This window comes from Sphingomonas sp. CFBP 13603, from assembly GCF_014892665.1.
Classification (GTDB): domain Bacteria; phylum Pseudomonadota; class Alphaproteobacteria; order Sphingomonadales; family Sphingomonadaceae; genus Sphingomonas.
On the sequence record NZ_JADBIA010000011.1, the window covers coordinates 12,701 to 30,235 of the forward strand.

At 66.8% G+C, this 17,535-nt stretch carries 15 protein-coding genes; 6 read left to right on the plus strand and 9 right to left on the minus strand.

What is annotated here, in order from left to right:
- Window positions 1–9: 9 nt before the first annotated feature.
- From IFR23_RS15555 to IFR23_RS15575, 5 genes are all read right to left on the minus strand, one after another.
- Entirely contained in the window at window positions 10–5,040 is a 5,031-nt protein-coding gene (locus IFR23_RS15555; protein ID WP_244655728.1) for a DUF11 domain-containing protein, read from the minus strand.
- A 69-nt stretch (window positions 5,041–5,109) separates the two neighbouring features.
- The gene (locus IFR23_RS15560) at window positions 5,110–6,228 is read right to left on the minus strand and encodes a DUF11 domain-containing protein (RefSeq protein ID WP_192976686.1); all 1,119 of its coding nucleotides are present in this window, start codon (window positions 6,226–6,228) and stop codon (window positions 5,110–5,112) included.
- 55 nt (window positions 6,229–6,283) lie between these two features.
- Window positions 6,284–6,757 (minus strand): DUF11 domain-containing protein, encoded by a 474-nt coding sequence (locus IFR23_RS15565; RefSeq protein WP_192238399.1) that lies wholly within the window; start codon window positions 6,755–6,757, stop codon window positions 6,284–6,286.
- Window positions 6,758–6,783: 26 nt separating this feature from the next.
- Window positions 6,784–7,728 (minus strand): hypothetical protein, encoded by a 945-nt coding sequence (locus tag IFR23_RS15570; protein ID WP_192976687.1) that lies wholly within the window; start codon window positions 7,726–7,728, stop codon window positions 6,784–6,786.
- Window positions 7,729–8,054: 326 nt separating this feature from the next.
- On the minus strand, window positions 8,055–8,516 hold the full coding sequence (locus tag IFR23_RS15575) for a hypothetical protein (protein ID WP_192976688.1): 462 nt from the start codon (window positions 8,514–8,516) through the stop codon (window positions 8,055–8,057).
- Window positions 8,517–9,017: 501 nt separating this feature from the next.
- On the opposite strand from IFR23_RS15575, the gene IFR23_RS15580 reads away from it, so the two are divergent.
- The 5 genes from IFR23_RS15580 (at window position 9,018) to IFR23_RS15600 (ending at window position 14,524) form a co-directional block, all read left to right on the plus strand.
- Window positions 9,018–10,097 (plus strand): type III polyketide synthase, encoded by a 1,080-nt coding sequence (locus tag IFR23_RS15580; protein ID WP_192976689.1) that lies wholly within the window; start codon window positions 9,018–9,020, stop codon window positions 10,095–10,097.
- Complete coding sequence (locus tag IFR23_RS15585; protein ID WP_192976690.1) at window positions 10,094–10,774, plus strand: methyltransferase domain-containing protein; 681 nt, start codon at window positions 10,094–10,096, stop codon at window positions 10,772–10,774. The genes IFR23_RS15580 and IFR23_RS15585 overlap by 4 nt, the downstream gene beginning before the upstream one ends.
- Complete coding sequence (locus IFR23_RS15590; protein ID WP_192976691.1) at window positions 10,753–11,841, plus strand: NAD(P)/FAD-dependent oxidoreductase; 1,089 nt, start codon at window positions 10,753–10,755, stop codon at window positions 11,839–11,841. The genes IFR23_RS15585 and IFR23_RS15590 overlap by 22 nt, the downstream gene beginning before the upstream one ends.
- Before the next feature lie 44 nt (window positions 11,842–11,885).
- Window positions 11,886–12,296 (plus strand): peptide-methionine (R)-S-oxide reductase MsrB, encoded by a 411-nt coding sequence (msrB, locus tag IFR23_RS15595; RefSeq protein ID WP_192976692.1) that lies wholly within the window; start codon window positions 11,886–11,888, stop codon window positions 12,294–12,296.
- Between the two features lie 137 nt (window positions 12,297–12,433).
- The gene (locus IFR23_RS15600; RefSeq protein WP_446740921.1) at window positions 12,434–14,524 is read left to right on the plus strand and encodes a PBP1A family penicillin-binding protein; all 2,091 of its coding nucleotides are present in this window, start codon (window positions 12,434–12,436) and stop codon (window positions 14,522–14,524) included.
- Here IFR23_RS15600 and IFR23_RS15605 read toward each other — a convergent pair.
- From IFR23_RS15605 to IFR23_RS15615, 3 genes are read right to left on the minus strand one after another with little or no spacing between them, the layout of a single operon-like run.
- Window positions 14,500–15,174: a M48 family metallopeptidase gene (locus IFR23_RS15605; RefSeq protein ID WP_192976694.1), complete on the minus strand. Its 675-nt coding sequence runs from the start codon at window positions 15,172–15,174 to the stop codon at window positions 14,500–14,502. The two genes, IFR23_RS15600 and IFR23_RS15605, sit on opposite strands and share 25 nt — an antisense overlap.
- Window positions 15,175–15,200: 26 nt before the next feature.
- Entirely contained in the window at window positions 15,201–15,635 is a 435-nt protein-coding gene (locus IFR23_RS15610; RefSeq protein ID WP_133020171.1) for a YcgN family cysteine cluster protein, read from the minus strand.
- Window positions 15,632–16,213: an SCO family protein gene (locus IFR23_RS15615; protein WP_192976695.1), complete on the minus strand. Its 582-nt coding sequence runs from the start codon at window positions 16,211–16,213 to the stop codon at window positions 15,632–15,634. Before IFR23_RS15615 ends, IFR23_RS15610 begins: the two co-directional genes overlap by 4 nt.
- A gap of 79 nt (window positions 16,214–16,292) precedes the next feature.
- Here IFR23_RS15615 and IFR23_RS15620 point away from each other — a divergent pair, with 79 nt between their 5' ends.
- Window positions 16,293–16,901, plus strand: a complete 609-nt coding sequence (locus IFR23_RS15620) for an ankyrin repeat domain-containing protein (RefSeq protein WP_244647334.1) — start codon at window positions 16,293–16,295, stop codon at window positions 16,899–16,901.
- A 110-nt stretch (window positions 16,902–17,011) separates the two neighbouring features.
- Here IFR23_RS15620 and IFR23_RS15625 read toward each other — a convergent pair whose 3' ends face one another.
- A complete protein-coding gene (locus IFR23_RS15625; RefSeq protein WP_056064776.1) occupies window positions 17,012–17,509 on the minus strand; it encodes an MmcB family DNA repair protein in 498 nt (165 codons plus the stop codon).
- Window positions 17,510–17,535 lie beyond the last annotated feature (26 nt).

Here is a 17,535-nt window from a genome sequence, read left to right on the forward strand (position 1 = left end):
TCCCTGTAATTAACGTCGACCACCGAACAGCGCACGCGTGGCGCCACCGAGCGTCGTCTGGTCGAACTTCAGCCGCATCGTGACGAACGGCCCCTGCCGCGTGTAGCGGTCGTCCTCGAAATCACGGTCGCGGTAGCCCGAGACGTTGTAGCCGGCGGTGATCCACATGTTCTGCGCGGGCGACACGCCGACCGACGGCCCACCGCTCCACGACCAGGCGCCGCGCGACCACGCATGCTGGACCGATCCGCTCACGCCGACGTCGATCCGCGTGCCGATATCCTGGCGCAGTTCGAACCCGGTGACGTCGATATAACCATCATACGTATCGTCGGCGAAACGCCCGGCGACGTATTTCGCACCGTAATAGAGCGTCGCCTCGGTGCCGTGGCCAAGCCCTTCGGGTCCGGTGCGATAGTTGACCGCGAGGTTGTTGATCGCCCGCGTCGTCACCTGATCGCCGCCGCCGTAGGCGGGCACGCCGAGCGCGTTGGAGTCCGAGAACCCCGAGTCCGCGCTCTCGTGCCGCAATTCGAGGCGTTCGAGCAGCGACCAGCGGCTGTCGAGCGGGCGGAACGCGAGCGCGACGTCGGCGGTGGCATAGGTCGCGACCGCGCCGGTCTTGTCCTTGATCGTGTACGCCTTGATGCTCGACGCGAGCGTCTTGCCCTGCCCCAGCGTGCGCAGGAAGTTGGTCGTGATCCCCCAGCGATCGCCGCTGTCGGCGTTGCGGTATTCGAGCCGCCCGTTCACCGACCAGCGCGCCTGGCGATAGGTCGCGCCGAGCGTGGCCGCCGCATAGTCGCCGTTGGTCTGGTCCTGCCCGACATAGCCGCCCGAGGTGACGGGCTGGAACGCGTTGACCACCGCACCATCGGGGATCTGCCCCTTCAGCGTGTTGCTGGCGTCGAGCGTGCCATCGATGGTCCAGTGCTTGCCGAGCGGCACCGACTGGCTGAGGCCGTATTGCGCGTAGGTGCGCGCGCCGTTCTCGCCGATCGCCTGCTGGTTCAGCGTGCTCATCAGCTTGGCGCCGGTCCAGGGGGCGACGTCGACGCCGAACTGCTTGGTATGCGCGACATAGCCGTCGCCCTTGGCGATCTCGTACCCGCCGATCAGGCGGATGCCGGGCGTGATCCGGTAGGCGAGCTGCACTTGGTGGCGGACCGGGAAGTCGACACTGTCGCTGTCGCCACCGGGCGCGAACTGGGTCTGGGCGGTGATCGTCACCGCATTGCCGAACAGCGCCTGGCTGCCACCGAGGGTGAGCAGGCGGCTGTCGCGGTTGCGGCCGTCCATGCCCTTGTCCGACGCGTACTGGCCGCCGACGAAGATCGTGCCGGAGTCGCGGCGATATTCGAGGCGCGCGTCGGCGGCAGTGCGCGTGCCGGCGCTGTCGAGCTGCTGCTGGTGCCAGGCGACACCGGTGATGCTGAGCCGATCGGTCAGCCGCACGCGGCCGTCGAGCCCGAACTTCCGCGTACCCGCCTCGACGAGGTTCTGCTGGCCGACACCGAACGCGGTATCCTGCTGGCGGGCGTAAGCGAGCAGATCGAGCTTCGAACCGTGATGATCGACTTCGGCGAGGTAGGCTAGGCCCTGCCCAAGCCCGAGGCGTCCGCCCTTGGCGATCTCGCCGCGCAGTTCGGTGTTGGCGGTCACGCGCGCCTTGATGTCGGCGCCGACGACGGTGGCCCTGCCGACCGTCTCGTCGCGGATCACCGCCGCACCGACTTCGACGCGACCGTTGGCCAACTTGGTCGCGACGCGGGCAGCGGCGGCGAGCTTGGCCGACTTGCCGCCCTCGACCTCGTAGTCGGCGACGATGAAGATCGGATTCAGGTTCGAATCACGGCTGAGGATCGGCTGGCGGAAGCGGACCGTGCCCATCGACGTGTCGATGTCGTAGTCGATATGCCGCGTCAGCTCGGTGGTCGCGACGATCAGTTCGGAGCGGAAGCGATCGCGCGTCTCGATCCGCAGCTTGTCGCTGTTCGGCACGATGTTGCGTCCCGACAGCCGGTACGGGCCGGACAGGCCGTTGCCCTGTATTTCGTCGCGCGAATACAGCGTGTCGGTGTTGGCGGCGAACCCGGTCGCGCGGATCCGCTTGCCCTCATAGGCGGCCTTCACGCCGTTCAGCGTGCGGTTGTAGCGGGTCAGCTGCGTGTCGGTGAAGCCGGTCTCGAAATCGCCGAACAGCGCATAGAATTCGCGACGCTCGAGCCGCAGATACAGCTTCCGGCGGGTGGCGGCGTCATAGCCCTGGCGCGAGCCGTCGCCGTACACGGTGTAGTAGCGGTCGGGGTCGATCGTGCCGAGCAGCCCGCGCTGCGGATCGTATTTGCGATCGCTGTCATAGGCGATCGTCGCAAGCCACGAACCCTTGACGCGACCCTTGGCGTAGAAGGCGAGCTGGCCGTCGGTGACGACGCTGTTACGCTGCGACCTGGGCAGGCCCGACTGGCGCTTGCTGAGCATGTCGTAGCCGAGCGAACCCGCGCCGAAGCCGACCACGACCCAGTCCTTCGCGGACGCGGCCAGCCAGGCGCGAATCTCGTGCGTGTGGACCAGCTTGTCCTCGGTCAGCGAGACGATCGCATGGACCGCGCCGGCCTGAGTGGTCGGCTGGAGCGCGATGAAGGCAAGGCCGTCGTCGCCGACGACGCGCGCGGTGGTCGCCGAGCGTTCGCGGCCCGCAAGCTGGCGGCCCTGTTCGAGTTCGGCCTCGACGGCGGCGGTATAGGGCTGGTCGACGGTGAACGGGACGAGCGTGCCCGCGCGGACCGGGCGGCCGGTCTTGTCGGTCACGCGCACCGCGATCAACGGACGGGTCAGGCCATCGGCGACGAGGCGGCTGCTCGCGGCATCGAACACCGCGCGGACCGGCGCACCCGAGAAATGCACCACGCGATCGAGGACCTTCACGACGCTGCCGTCCGCGGCGAGGATGCGCGCGCCGAGATGATTGTCGCCGTCGACCAGTGGGATACCCGACCAGCGCGACACCGCCACGGGGCTGCCGTCGCGCGCGTCGGTGCCGTCGAACGCGAGCGGCTCGACCTGCTTGCCGTTGATCATCAGCGCGACGCGCTGGCCGGGCAGGTGCTTGATGACCGCGCGAGAAATCGGTGCGCGCGGGTTGTAGTCGGCGCTTGGGAACAGCCAGTCGACCCCCGCGGCCTGCCCAGCGCCTAGCCAGTCGCGGTTGCCCGCGGCGGTGGCGTCGTCGGCAATCGCGACAGGGAGGCCGGCATCGGCGACGGCAGCGATGCCAGTCGGCTTCAGCTGGAAATCGACGCGCTTCAGGAGCCCGCCATCGCCCTCGACGAAGCGCGAGATCGGGCTGTTGGCCTGGCGCGTGTCGATGTCGCAGGCGACCGGCGCGTGCGTCGCGGGGATGCTCGCGGTGTCGATCTGGACGATGTGACGGCCGGCGCGGACGCCTTCGAAATGGTACAGGCCGTCGCGATCAGTGACGACGAAGGTGCCGTCCTCCATCAGCAGGCGGATTCCGGGCACGCCCTTGCGCTTGTCGACCGGATCGCCGCAATTCCCCTCGGTCACGCGGCCGATGATCGTCATCGCGTCGGTGAACAGCAGCGGACGCAGACGCACCGAGGCGGCGGCTTCGTTGCTGGTGATGGAACCCTGCCCCGCAACACGCGCGCGATTGAGCGCCTCGCCGGTGGGTGCACCAGGCGCGATGCTGACGACGTATTTCAGCTCTGCAGTGGCGCCGGCGGCGAGCACCGGAATCGCGAAGTCGAGGCTACGACCGTCGGTCGACACGGTCGGCTCGTCGCCGCCGCGCGCGGAATTACGTTCGTAGCGCAGGCCCCTGGGCAAGGTATCGGCGACGTGCAGACCCCGCGCGGCGATCGAATCCCGGTTGGTGATGCGCAACAGATACTGGACGAAATCGCCTGGCGAGGCTTCGCGGACGGAGGCGACCTTGGTCAGCAGCAGCGTGCCCGCGCCGGGGCTATCCAGCGGAATGTCGGCGGAAAAAGGCTCGGGCGTCGATAGCGTCAGCGCGCCGCCGAAACTCGTGTCGTTGAGGATGAACGGCCTGCCCTGTGGGTCCTTCAACGCGGCCAGCGTGGCGCGGTCGACGGTCGACGGCGCGGTATAGGTGCCGGGCGGTGCGACTTTCAGGAAATACCGGCCCGGCGCGGACAACGGAAAGCGATAGCGCCCGGTCTCGCCCGGATAGATGCGCCCGCTGGCGTCGGTGACGGCCTCGCCCGTTACGACCGTCGAGGGATAGCGGCTGACGCCGTCGTCGCCGAACACGGTCGCCGGCTGGCCGCTCTCGTCGACCAGCGACACGGTCGTGCCGTCGACCAGCGCGCCGGTGCGTGAATCGAACGTGTAGCCCGCCGGATCGATCAGCAGCGACGCCATCGAGGCGAGACTGTAGCCGTCCTCGACGAAGCTCAGCTTGATCGTCGCGCCGCGCATGTTGCGGACGTCGCAGGCCTGCAACTCGGGGTGTTTGCCGGTCGCGGTCGCAGGGATCCCGCCGGCGAAGATGCCGCTGTCGACCGCGGTCTCGGTCAGCGCCAATGTCGTGTGGAGCGTACCGACGTCGACGTTGATGATCGACGTCTCGCGCACGTCGGGATCATGATTGCCAGCCTGGTTGTCGAGCACCAGGAGCATGTCGGCATAGATATCGATCGCCGCCACCCAAGGCGATTTCGCGAAGGTCTCGGCGTCGATCGGCGCGGGGGTGAACTGGAAACTGGGGGAGGTCTGACACGTCGCGCCCTTGAGCTCGTAATTGGGCGGCGGCAGATGGAATGTGAGCGTGGTCGGACGCTTGGCCCGATTCACGTCGAGCGAAACCATGTTGGACGGCACCGTGCGTACCCCGGAGTCGCTACCCGTATCGTCGAACGACAGGGTTGCGGTGTTCTGGATACGGCCCGTGGGAGTACCCGTCTGCGCTGCCGACGGCATGGTGCCGACGGCAAGCCCCAACAGGGCTCCCAAAAGGGGTGCGCCGAGGCGCGGAAGGCGGCGGAAGCTGGGCATGAAGGGTCCTCTCCCGGCACGTGTCGCCACGCGCCGGGATCGGTCGTTCCTTGTTCGCGAGGGGCGGGTTTAGTTGATCGTCACGCGGAAGCTTGCCGCGACCGACGTACCCCCGAGCAGGGTCGGGATGGTCGCGGTCACCCGTTTCGTCCCGGCATCGTACGAACCGGTGAAGGGGGTGAGCGGGATCGCCGAACCGTCGTCGTTCGCCGGGAAGCCGTTCAGTACGCAGGCGCCGCCGACGCCGAGGCCACCGATCGTGATCGAACCCGGCACATAGGTCGTGTTGGTGGGGACGATATCGGTCAAATTGACGTTGTTCGCCGGCACCAGCAGCGTCGCATTGTTGACCACCAGGCAATATTGCACGACCGCGCCCGGAATCGCCTTGGGCAGCAGCACGCCCGATACCGGATCGGAGACCACCACCGACGACTTGGTCACGGTCAGCGCGACGTTGCGCGTCGTGATCTCGTAGCCGAGCGAAGCGCGCCCTTGCCCGTTATAGGCAATGTCGGCGCCGAGACCGTCCGAATCATTGTCGGCAAAGACGATATCGATCGCGTTGTCGTCGTTGGCGAGGATGCTCGGCGTCAGCGCCGTGCCCTGCGCCGCGGCATTGCCGCCCGCTGCGACCTGCGCGATCAGCGTGATGCCGGCAAGCGCGGCGGTCTGCTGGTTCGGCACGTCGCCGACGATGAACACCGTCGCGGTCTGATCGGCGCCGAGTTCGTTGATATAGGTCGCGGTATCGACGCCGACGTCATACGTGCCGTTGCCGTTCGAATCGACGAAGATCCGGATGTTGCTCACGTCGAAGTTATCGCCCGTGAACAGCCCCTGGATCGGCGTCTGGCTCGCCGACAGCAGGAAGTCCTGCGTACCGTTGGTGTTGTTGGTCAGCTGGAACGCGACGACGGCATTGGGCTGGCCGACCGAAACCTGCGTGTTGTTCTGCGTCGCCGGGACGACGGTCAGGTTGACCTTGCGATCGACCACGAACGTCGCTGCGTTCGATGCCGCGGTCTGCTGCACGCCGTTGACGGTGTAGCTCGCCTGCGCGGTGTTGGTGATCGTGGTACCCGCGGCGGTACCCGCCGGACCCGGCGCCTGTGCGTTGGCAGTACCGATCGACACGATGGCGGCCGTTCCGGCCAGCAACGTGCGTATTACCCCTGTTGCATGCATTTCTAAGTCTTCCTTCTGCGGTGTGTTTAGTTTTGGGGAGAGTGAGAGAACGGGATCATTTCAGGACGGCCTGGAACGCGAACTGGCCTTGCGCGCCGGCCGGAATCGGACTCGCGAGGCGCCACCGGACGCTGGTGACATCGTTGGGGCTCGCCGCGCGCGTGCTGCCGTCGAGGCTGCGGACGCGCAGGGAATCAAGCGAACCGAAAGTCTTGCCGTCGACCGACACGTCGGGTGCGGGCGAACCGGGATTGGCCGAGCGGTAGGAAATCTGACGCGGCAACGGGTTGGCCAGCACGACGTTGGCGAGCGGCTGCGCACCCGTGTTGCGATAGGCGAGGACGAAGATCACCTTGTCGCCCGGCGTCACCTTCGACGGCTTGACCAACGCGACGCGCGTGGTGCCGTCGGCCGCGGCGCTGCGGCTCTCGACCAGGATGCTGCTGGTAACCTGCAACGGACCCGCCGCGGCGGACACCGTGCCAGTGGTGGCTGCGAGAACGATGGCAATCATCGGGCGTGTGATCATGAACGTGCTCCTCTTGAGATGTCTGGTCATTGGATCTTGGTCTTGAACTGGACGGTGTGGACCGAGGCCGCGGCGACCTGGCCGAGCGCGACGGCGATCCCGCCGCGCGGGGTAGCGCCCGCCTGCGCGCCGGGCGCTTCGAAGCGCCCCGCGTCGCCATCCGCGCCATCGGTCAGCGCGGCGCCGTCGAGCATGAGGCTGCCGGGGACGAAGACGGTGCCGTCGGGAATCGGATCGACGATGCGCGCGCCCGTGACGGCATCGCTGAAGCGCGCTTCGAGCGTGTAGGTGATGACCGCGTCGCGTACGGCGTTCTGCGATCCGTCCGCGGCCCGCACCGACTGGCTCTTGAACAGCGCCGGGCCGGCAAGCGCGGTGCCGAGCGGGACCGCAACGGTGGCGATCGCGCCGGTCCGCCCGACCACCGCATCGCCGCCGCCATCGCCCATGCCGGCATAGGCGCTGCCGGTCTGGCCCGACCCCGTCGTCGAGCGTGCGGTGACGGTCAGCGTGGCATTCGCCGTAGCGGTGCCGGCCGGGGCGACGACGATCGCCAGCAGCTTGATCGACTGGCCGGGCGAGAGCGGCGGCGTCCTGCCGTCGACCGGCGCGCTATCCTTGGCCGGATCGTAGATGCCGTCGCCATCGGCATCGATCACCAGCGCCTGCAACGCGACCGCACCCGGCGACACGCTGGCTGCCAGCACGAACGATTCGTTGCCATTGTCGCGGTTGGTCAGCGTGAAGGGGATCGCGAGCGGGCGCGGCGTTACGACGATCGCGCCCTGCCCATCGCGCACCAGCGCGACGTCCAGCCGCTCGGCGACGATGATCGAGACGGTGTTCGACGTGGTCGATCCCGTCGTCCCGCCAAGATCGTAGCGAAGCGCCGCGGTGTTGACGATCGGCGTACCGGCGGGCGTCCCCGTAGCGGGATCCGAAAACGTCTGCGCCGGGATGGATTGCGACATCGCAGTCCCGATCATGCAGGCGAGGCGCAAAGCCACGCGAGCGCACCGAAGCGCGCCGTTTTCTCCTGCACATCCTGACATACGACGAACCAATTTTGTCCCAATCCTTTGATCGAGACCAAATTGTCCACCGCCACTTAATCAAATACTACCAACTCAAAACGGACTTTTTCGGCTGCATTTTGATACTTAATACAACAACATCCGAAACGGCGTATTTAAGTTATAACAAAGAACCATAACGGATCATGATGCCAATTCTATCGCATTCCTCGGCATACTTCCGGCAACGACGCGAACGCAGACGTTGGCGAAAATCCCAGTGGTTATCGCGTGAGCAGCGCGCGCAGGTAGGATTTCATGGCCTGGTCGCCGACATGGCTGAGCGAAACCTCGATCCGTCGCCGATCGGTTGGATCGATGACGCGGTCGATCAGTTTCAGCTTGTGGAGATGCTCGATCCAGCGCTGCGAGGTGGTGACAGGCGCGTCGGACATGCTGACCAGCGCCTTGATGTTCATCGGCATCCGATCGTCGCGCGATGCGAACAACGCGAGGAGCATGTCCCAGGCGGGCTCGTGAAACAGTTCTGCTGGGAGGAACTTGCGGCGCATCCGTCGCTCCGCGAGCACCAGGGTGGCATGTTCGATGAGCGCGTCGTCGCTTGGCTCATCGCCGACCGGTACTGGCTCCGCGGCTTGCGCGACTCGTCCATTGAACTCTTCGGCGACCGCCGACAGCTTCGCGGTCAGATCCTTGATCAACTCGACGACGGACTCGTTTTTCACTCAAGGCTCCCCTTGCCCCCGTTGTTACACCCGACACCCAGCCGAAAAACGATGCCCGCAGCCTGTAGCCGCTATCGCACGTCGCCAACCGAACCGACCGGACGTACGGACGAACAGGTCCGACGCACCGTCATTGTCGACTACCGCACCGCAAATTCAACCCAAACCTGCAAAAATCGGTAACCATATGAAGATCGAATGCACATCGCGGACTATATTTCCCTTAATCGATCCAATACCGATCGATTAAATCAATCCATTATGGTTTCGATATTGCTCATTCCAGGTCGACCTCTTGAAAACGCAGTTCGTATATTTGACAGATTCGGAATTCGGCTCGATCGCCGATATCGGGCGCGAACCGTTCCGGGACGCCAGCGATGCCGAAACGATGTCATCGGCGGTCCCCATCGTTTACAGACACCCCGTTCGATGCCGGATCGATTCCCCCGTGGTCAGACGCAGGCCGTTTGATCGGGTGGTGCGTTAGGGCTCGATCGCATGCGAAAGGGTATCGTGTCCGCTTATCTGAATGCCGTCGGTTCCGCAGTTCCCGGTCATGATATCCACACCGCCTTCATTGGCTGGGCGCGTACGCGGGTCGATGCCCGCGCGGAACGCGTGTTCGACCGGATGGCGGCGCGATCGGGTATCGCGCATCGCTGGTCGGTGCTGCCGCCGACCGCGAACGGGGGTTCGCCGATCGACGATGCCGGCTTCTACGCAGTCGAGCCGCATCCGGGAACGGCCGCCCGCATGACGCTATATGCCGAGCACGCCCCCGATCTGGCGATCCGCGCGATCGAGGCGCTGCGCGACAAGATCGCGGTCGAGGGCATCACGCATCTCGTGGTGGCGAGTTGCACCGGCTTCGTCGCGCCCGGCATCGACCAGATCATCGCGCGGCGGCTTGGCCTCGCGTCCAGCGTCGAGCGGCTGCTGATCGGCTTCATGGGCTGCTATGCCGCGGTCGTCGCGTTGCGCAGCGCCCGCCACATCGTCCGATCCGAGCCACAGGCGCGCGTGCTGGTCGTGACCGTCGAACTCTCCACGCTGCACCTGCAACCCGCGAGCGAACTCGAATCGCTGCTGGCGATGCTCCAGTTCGGCGATGGTGCTGCGGCGGCGCTGGTGACGGCGGACGCCACCGGGTTCGCGCTCGACACGCCGTTCGCCGCGACGCTGGCCGACAGCGAGGCCCTGATCCGCTGGGACGTCACCGATGCGGGGTTCGCGATGCATCTGTCGGGCGAGGTTCCCGGACGGATCGCCACCGCGCTGTCCGATGCGGCGTTCCGCGATATCGTCAGCGACGGGCGAAAGCCGAACGAGATCGACGCGTGGGCGGTGCATGCCGGCGGTCGATCGATCCTCGACGCGGTAGAGCATTCGCTCGATCTGAAACCGGATGCACTCGCCGCGTCGCGTCAGGTGCTGTCGGAGAACGGCAACATGTCGTCGGCGACGCTGATGTTCGTGTTCGAGCGACTGCTCGCAGGGCCGCGGGTTGAGCACGGCGTGGCACTCGCGTTCGGGCCCGGCCTAGCGGCGGAGGGCTTCGGATTCCGGAGCGCGGCATGAGCCTCGCGGTTCGCAGCCAGGCCGAAGAGCTGATGGACGCCGACGACCTCGACGCGGCCACCTATGCGGACGTGGTCGGCGATCTCGCCACGGTCAACACGGTGACGATGGCGCGTCGGCCGACGCTCGACTTTCTCGCGCGGGCGATTGCGGGGCGGAAAAGCTTCCGACTGCTCGACGTCGGGTTCGGCGATGGCGACATGCTGCGCCGGATCGCAAATTGGGCGAAGGCGAAGGGTATCGAGGCGGAGCTGGTCGGGGTCGATCTCAACCCGCGCAGCGAACAGGCGGCGCGGGCGCATGGCGGCGACATCCGCTACGTCACGGGCGACTATGCCGACCTCGCGTATGAGCCGTGGGACGTGATCGTCAGCAGCCTCGTCGCGCATCACATGAGCCACGACCAGCTGATCGCGTTCCTGCGGTTCATGGAGGACCATGCGAGCGCGGGGTGGTTCGTCAACGACCTCCACCGCCACGGCTTCGCGCACTGGGGTTTCCCCGTCCTCGCGACGATCGCGCGCTGGCATCCGATCGTGCGCCACGACGGCACGTTGTCGATCGCACGCAGCTATCGCCCCGACGAATGGCCGCCGCTGCTGGCCGAGGCCGGCATCACCGAGGCGAAGGTCCGCCGCGTCTTTCCGTTCCGGTTATGCGTCGAACGCCTGCGCTGATCGTCGGCGGCGGGCTTGCCGGCGCCGCGACCGCGATTCGGTTGGCACGTGCCGGCCTGCCGCATCTGCTTGTCGAGCGATCGCGCGAGACCGGTGATGCGATCTGCGGCGGGTTCCTCAGTTGGCGGACGCTGGAGACGCTCGGCGGGCTCGGGATCGATCCGGATACGTTGAACCCCGAGCGGGTGACGCGCGCGCGCATTTTCGCGGCCAATCGCCGCGCCGAAGCCGCCCTGCCCCATCCGGCGGTCTCGGTGACGCGCCACCGGCTCGATACCGTGCTGCTGGCAGAGGCCGAACGGCTGGGCACGCCGGTCGAGCGCGGTGTCACCGTGCGCGAGATCGACGCGACGAGCGCACGACTTGCGGACGGCGCGACGATCGCGGCCGATGCGCTGTTTCTGGCCAGCGGCAAGCACGACGTTCGCGGGATGGCGCGCCCCGAGGAGGCACGCGGTCTCGACCCGACGCTGGGGATCCGCGTTCGGATCACGCCTTCGCCTGCGCTTAGCAAAGCGCTCGCCGGCGGCATCGAGCTTCACCTGTTCGACCGCGGCTATGCCGGTCTGGCGATGCAGGAGGATGGCACCGCGAACCTCTGCATGGCCGTGCACCGCTCGCGGCTCCAGGCGGCAGGTTCCCCCGCGCAACTGCTCGAAGCCCTCGGCCGAGAGATGCCCGCACTCGGCGAATGGGTCGCGTTGATCGACCCGAGCGCACAGATCGATGCGATCGCCAACGTCCCTTACGGCTGGCGCCAGCGCACCGGTGCCGGCGCGCTCTTCCGGCTCGGCGATCAGGCCGGCGTGATCCCCTCGCTCGCCGGCGAAGGCATGGGTATCGCACTCGCCAGCGGCGTCGCAGCCGCGCGCGCCTATGACAAAGGTGGCCCCGCCGCCGCAGCGTCATGGCAGGAGGATTTCGCCAGCCGCCTCGCCCGCCCGATCGGTATCGCCGGCCTCGTCCGTCACATCGCCGAAAGCGAACGCGCCGCGTGGCTGCTCCCTTTCCTGCGCCCCACACTGATCCAGGTCATCGCCAACGCAACCAGATTGGGGCAATCTTGAAAGCCGCCCAGTCTGCACGCCCCGCCAGCACGAGATGCATGTCCATGGACCAGCTCAATCTTTCCGAGGCCGAATGGCGCAAGCGGCTCACCCCCGAGCAATATCACGTGCTCCGCGAAGCCGGCACCGAACGCGCGTTCGCAGGCGTCCTGAACGATAACAAGGCCGACGGGATCTACCGCTGTGCCGCGTGCAGCAACGAGCTGTTCGACAGCACGGACAAATATGATTCCGGGTCGGGCTGGCCCAGCTTCACCCAGCCGATCCGCCCCGATGCGATTACCGATCACGCGGATCGCAGCCACGGCATGACCCGGATCGAGACGCGGTGCGCGCGCTGCGACAGCCATATGGGGCACGTCTTCCCGGACGGTCCACCGCCGACCGGGCAACGTTATTGCATGAACTCGCTCTCGCTCGAATTCCGGCCGCGCAAAGCGAACGTCGCGGCCTGATGTCGCTTGTAGGGCGGGACCATCGCGCGTAATTCTGCGGCCACATGGCTCGTACGCGTTCTGCTCCCCCGTCCCGTCGGTCCCCAACTCCCCCGGCGTCACGCTGGCGGCGGCGGCTGGTCGTCTTTCTCCAGGTCATGGTCGGGATCGGCATCCTCGCGCTCGGTGCGCTGGCGATCGCGGTGTATATCGCGATGTCGCAGCTGCCGAGTTTCGACAGCCTGAAGTCCTCTCCCAACGGCCAGATGATCCGGGTCCATGCCGCCGACGGCACGGTGATCGTATCGATGGGGCCGAGCTTCGGCGAGTGGCTGCCTTACGGCCAGATCCCCAAGGTGATGCGCGACGCGACCGTCTCGGTCGAGGATCGCCGCTTCCGCTCGCATATCGGCGTCGATCCGGTCGGCATCGCGCGCTCCGTGAAGGTGCGGTTCGATCGCGGACATTGGACGCAGGGTGGATCGACGATCACGCAGCAGCTCGCGCGCACCGTCTTCCTCAACAACCAGAAGAAGTTCGGGCGTAAATTCCGCGAGGGCATCCTGGCGTTCGCGCTCGAATGGAAGTTTTCGAAGGACCAGATCCTCGAACTGTACCTCAACAAAGTTTACTACGGCGGCGGTGCCTACGGGATCGACGCGGCGAGCCGGAAATTCTTCGGCCACGGCGCGGATCATCTGAGCCTTGCCGAGGCGGCGGTCATCGCCGGGCTCGTCAAGGCGCCGTCCAATTACTCGCCGACCGCCGATGCCGAGGCCGCGATGGGCCGCGCCGGTGTCGTGCTGGAGACGATGCAGGAAACCGGCGCGATCACCGCGTCCGAGGCTGCCGATGCCGACGTGTCCGGACTGAAACTCGCGCCCGAGCCCAAGCAGAACAGCGTCCGGTACTTCACCGACTGGGCGCTGCCGCAGCTCGATACGCTGATCGACGAGACGACCGAACCGCTCGAAGTCTGGACGACGCTCGACCTGACGATGCAGCGCCAAGCCGACGATGCGATCCGCGCCAATGCCCCACCAGGAGCGCAGGGCGCACTGGTCGCGCTCGATCGTGGCGGCGAAGTGCGTGCGATGGTCGGCGGCAAGGATTACGTGTCGTCGATCTACAACCGCGCGACGCAGGCGGTCCGTCAGCCGGGCTCGTCGTTCAAGCTGTTCGTGTACCTCGCTGCGCTTGAGGCAGGCCACAAGCCGGAGGACTCGATCGTCGACGAGCCCGTCACGATCAACGGCTGGAGCCCACGTAACGATTCCCGCCGAAACTCCGGCGCGGTCTCACTGCGGACCGCATTCGCCTATTCGCTGAACACCGTCGCCGCCAAGCTCGGCCAGGAGGTCGGCTTCAACACGGTCGCCGACATGGCGCGGCGGTTCGGGATCACCACCCCGGTCAACGTCCATCCGTCGATGGTGCTCGGCACGTCGGAGGTCCGCGTGATCGACATGACGCGCGCGTTCGCTTCAGTCGCGAGCAAGGGCGTCGCGGTGACGCCATACGGGATCACGCGAGTCACGGCCAACGGCCAGACGATCTACACACATGAGGTCGACCGCAGCCACGTGCTCGTCGCGCCCTATGTCGCCGCCGAGATGACCGATCTGTTGCAGACCGCGGTCAACACCGGCACCGGTCGCGCTGCGCAGATCGGTCGGCCGGTCGCGGGCAAGACCGGCACCACCACCGCGTCGAAGGATGGCTGGTTCCTCGGCTTCTCCAGCGGCATCACTACGGGTGTGTGGATGGGTCGCGACGATGCCAAGCCGATCGCCGGCCTGCACGGCAGCACCGCGCCGGCAAAGGCGTGGGCGGCGTTTATGAAGCCCGCGACGGCCAACCGTCCGATCGAGCAGTTCGATACGAAGGTCACGCTGCCCGAGTGGCAGCTTGAGCCCGACGAGGAGAGCTATTTCGGCCAGCCCGACAATGGGCAGATGGCGGTCGACGCCGATGGCAATCCGATCGAGCAGGGCCAGCCGTCGGTCCCGACCGATGCGCAGACCGGCGACACGATCCCGCGGCCCGATGCGGATCAGCCCGAAGCTCCCGCAGCGCCGCCGCAGCAGTTGAATCAGGACTGGATCGACCGGGTTACCGGGCGTGAGCGGCGCGAGCCGTCACCGGCAGGGCGGCAACCGCTCCAGCGCGACGTGCCCCAAGATGGGCCACGCGATCAGGTCCAGACGCAACGCTTCCAGAGCGATCAGGAAGAGCGTCCGAACCAGTGAAGCCCCGCGCCGTGCGTGCGTAGCCAGACGCGTGCGGGCGTCGGGTCTTCGCCGTACAATTGCTCCACGAGCGCGTGGAAGACCGGCGCGTGGTTCATGTGGACGCGGTGTGCGACTTCGTGCGCGACGGTGGCGCGGCGGACCCAGCTCGGCGCCAGGATCAGCCGCCAGCTGTAGCGGATGATGCCGCTCGACGCGCAGCTGCCCCAGCGGCCCTTGGCATCGCCGACCGCGACCTGCGCGACGGTCACCTTGGCCTTGGCGGCGTATTCGGCGGTCTCGGTTTCCAGGACGGCAAGCGCGGTACGCTTCAGCCAAGCCTCGACGCGGCGCGCGATCGTTTCGGAAGGGCCTGACAGCGACAGGACCGAGCCTTCGCGGACCACGGTTCGACGGCTACCGGGCGTCCACTCGACCGTCAGCGGTTCGTCGGCGACGGTGATGATTGCGCCGGGCACGAACGGGCGCGGCTGGGGGAGCAGCGCGCGCTGTTCGGCGATCCAGCCGGCCTTGTCCTCCGCCCAGGCCAGCGCCTGTTTCAGCGCCGCACGCTTGGGAAGGACCAGCCTTGCCCGGCCACTCGCGGGATCGATCGACAGACGCGCGCGGCGTGCGCGCGGGTGACGGACGATCTCCAGGCCTTCTATCATCGGGCGATCATCGGGCTATCACCGAGTCAGAGCTCGCGGTCGATCACGTGATATTCCAGCTCGCCGGCCTCGTCCTCGCTGATCGTCCAGCCGCGCACCGATTGCTTGGCGCGGTGGACGGCCTCGCGGTCGCCGCAGACGAGATAATGCCATTCGGGCAATTGCTCGCCGGCCGCGCGCAGGCGGTAGGCGCAGGTCGACGGCAGCCAGTCGATCCCGCGGACGTTGCCGGTCGTCAGCCGCACGCATTCGGGGACATAGGCATGGCGGTGGCGGTAATCGGAGCATTGCCCGCTGCGCCGGTCGAGCAGGCGGCACGAGACGTTGGTGGCGACGAGCTCGCCGGTATCCTCGTCCTCGAGCTTGTGGATGCAGCATTTGCCGCAGCCGTCGCACAAGGCTTCCCATTGGCCACGATCGAGCTGGTCGATCGGCGTATCTTCCCAGAAGCGCGCGCTCACCGGGCCCAGCGCTTGATTTCCGTCACCACCGCGTCGGGCCCTTGTTCCTGCGGCAGCAAAGCGAGGGGCTTGCCGTCCGGGTCCATCAGATAGGCCTGGCGCGAGTGGTTTACGAGGTAGCCGCCACCCGGCGACGCGTCGCCCTTGCTCGAATACACTGCATATTCGGTCTTGATCCTGGCGATCTGCGCATCGGTGCCGGTGAGGCCGACCATGCGCGGGTGGAAGGCGGAGACGAACTGCTTGAGCACCGCGGGCGTATCGCGCGCCGGATCGACCGTCACGAACACCGGCACGATCTTCGCGGCAAGCGCAGGGTCGCTCGCCTCGAGCTTTTTCACCGCGGCGCCGATCGCCTGGACATCCGTCGGACACACATCGGGACAGAAGGTGTAGCCGAAATACATGATCCGGTATTTGCCCGCGAACGCCTGTTCGGTGACGGTCTTCCCGTTCTGGTCGGTCAGCGTGAAGGCGCCGCCGATCCGGGCACCTTCGAGCGGCGGTTTGGCGGGCGGTGCCGAGGCGGTGCACGCGGACAAGGCGAGTGCCGGTATGAGAAGGAAACGGAGGGTCATGGTTCCGCCAGCCTTGATCTGTTCGCTACTGCGGCGCAAGCGTCACCCTATATCCAGGACGAACCAAGGAAGTCACTCGATGCGTATCCGCCTGATGCTCGCCGCTACCCTCCTGACGCCAGCGCTCGCCTGCGTCGCGGCGCCCGCGTTCGCGCAAGGCCAGTCGGAGGGGTACAAGTTCCTGTCCGCGGTGCGCGACGCGAAGAACAACGAGGTGCTGGAGATGCTCGGCAAGCCCGGCAGCAACATCATCAACACGCGCGACGTGACCAGCGGCGAAGGTGCGCTGCACATCGTCATCAAGCGCGGCGACGAGGTGTATCTGCGCTTCCTGCTGCAGAAGGGTGCGGACGCGAACCTGCGCGACGGCAAGGGCAATACGCCGCTGCTGCTCGCGGTAACGCTGGGCCAGACGAACATGATCCCGATCCTGACCGCGGCAGGGGCGAACCCGAACCTCGCCAATTCGGCGGGCGAGACGCCGCTGATCCGCGCGGTGCAGCGCCGCGATGTGGGCATGATCCGGGTGCTGCTGGCCGAGAACGCCGATCCCGACCAGGCGGACATCATGGCGGGCATGTCCGCGCGCGCCTATGCCAAGCAGGATGGACGCAACCCGATCGTGAGCAAGCTGCTGGAAGATGCGCCGAAGAAGGTGCGCAAGGCTGTTTCGGGCCCGAAGTTCTGAAGTTCTGATCCTCCCCCGCCAGGGGGAGGTGGCTGGCACATGCCAGACGGAGGGGGAGGAAAGGAGCAACCTCTGCTTCGTGTCCTCCCCCTGCCGGGGGGATGACGGACTTAGAATGCCAGCCCGTCGGCGTCCGGGTCCATCTGCGCGATCAGCCGCCGTGCCGCCCGCCTCGCAAACGCGAGCGTGCACCGTTTCCGCACATGCGCCGGCAGCGGCACGGTATGCGCCTCCCGCACGATCGCCGCGTCGTAGCGGTCCGCCACGATGATCCCCGTCCGCTCCGGCAGGAACGCGGGCCCGTTCAGCGGGCCGACGTCGAACCCGGCCGGGACCGCCCAAAAATACCGGTCGCAGTGCCCGAGATAATCCGGCCACTTCCCGTCGCCGAGCAGATCGGCGCGCGACACCTTGATCTCGACGATCACGATCTGGCCGCGCGCGTCCACCGCCATCAGGTCGGCACGGCGGCCGCCATCTAGTGGCACTTCGGTCATCGCGGTGAGGTCGTGACGCAGCAACATGCGGATCACGCCGCGCGCCACATCGGCCGCACATAAGGGTGATCCAGGTTCGTCGATGCAGGAGTCCGGCGGCATATCGAGCATGCGGCGGAAATAGAACAATCCGCGAA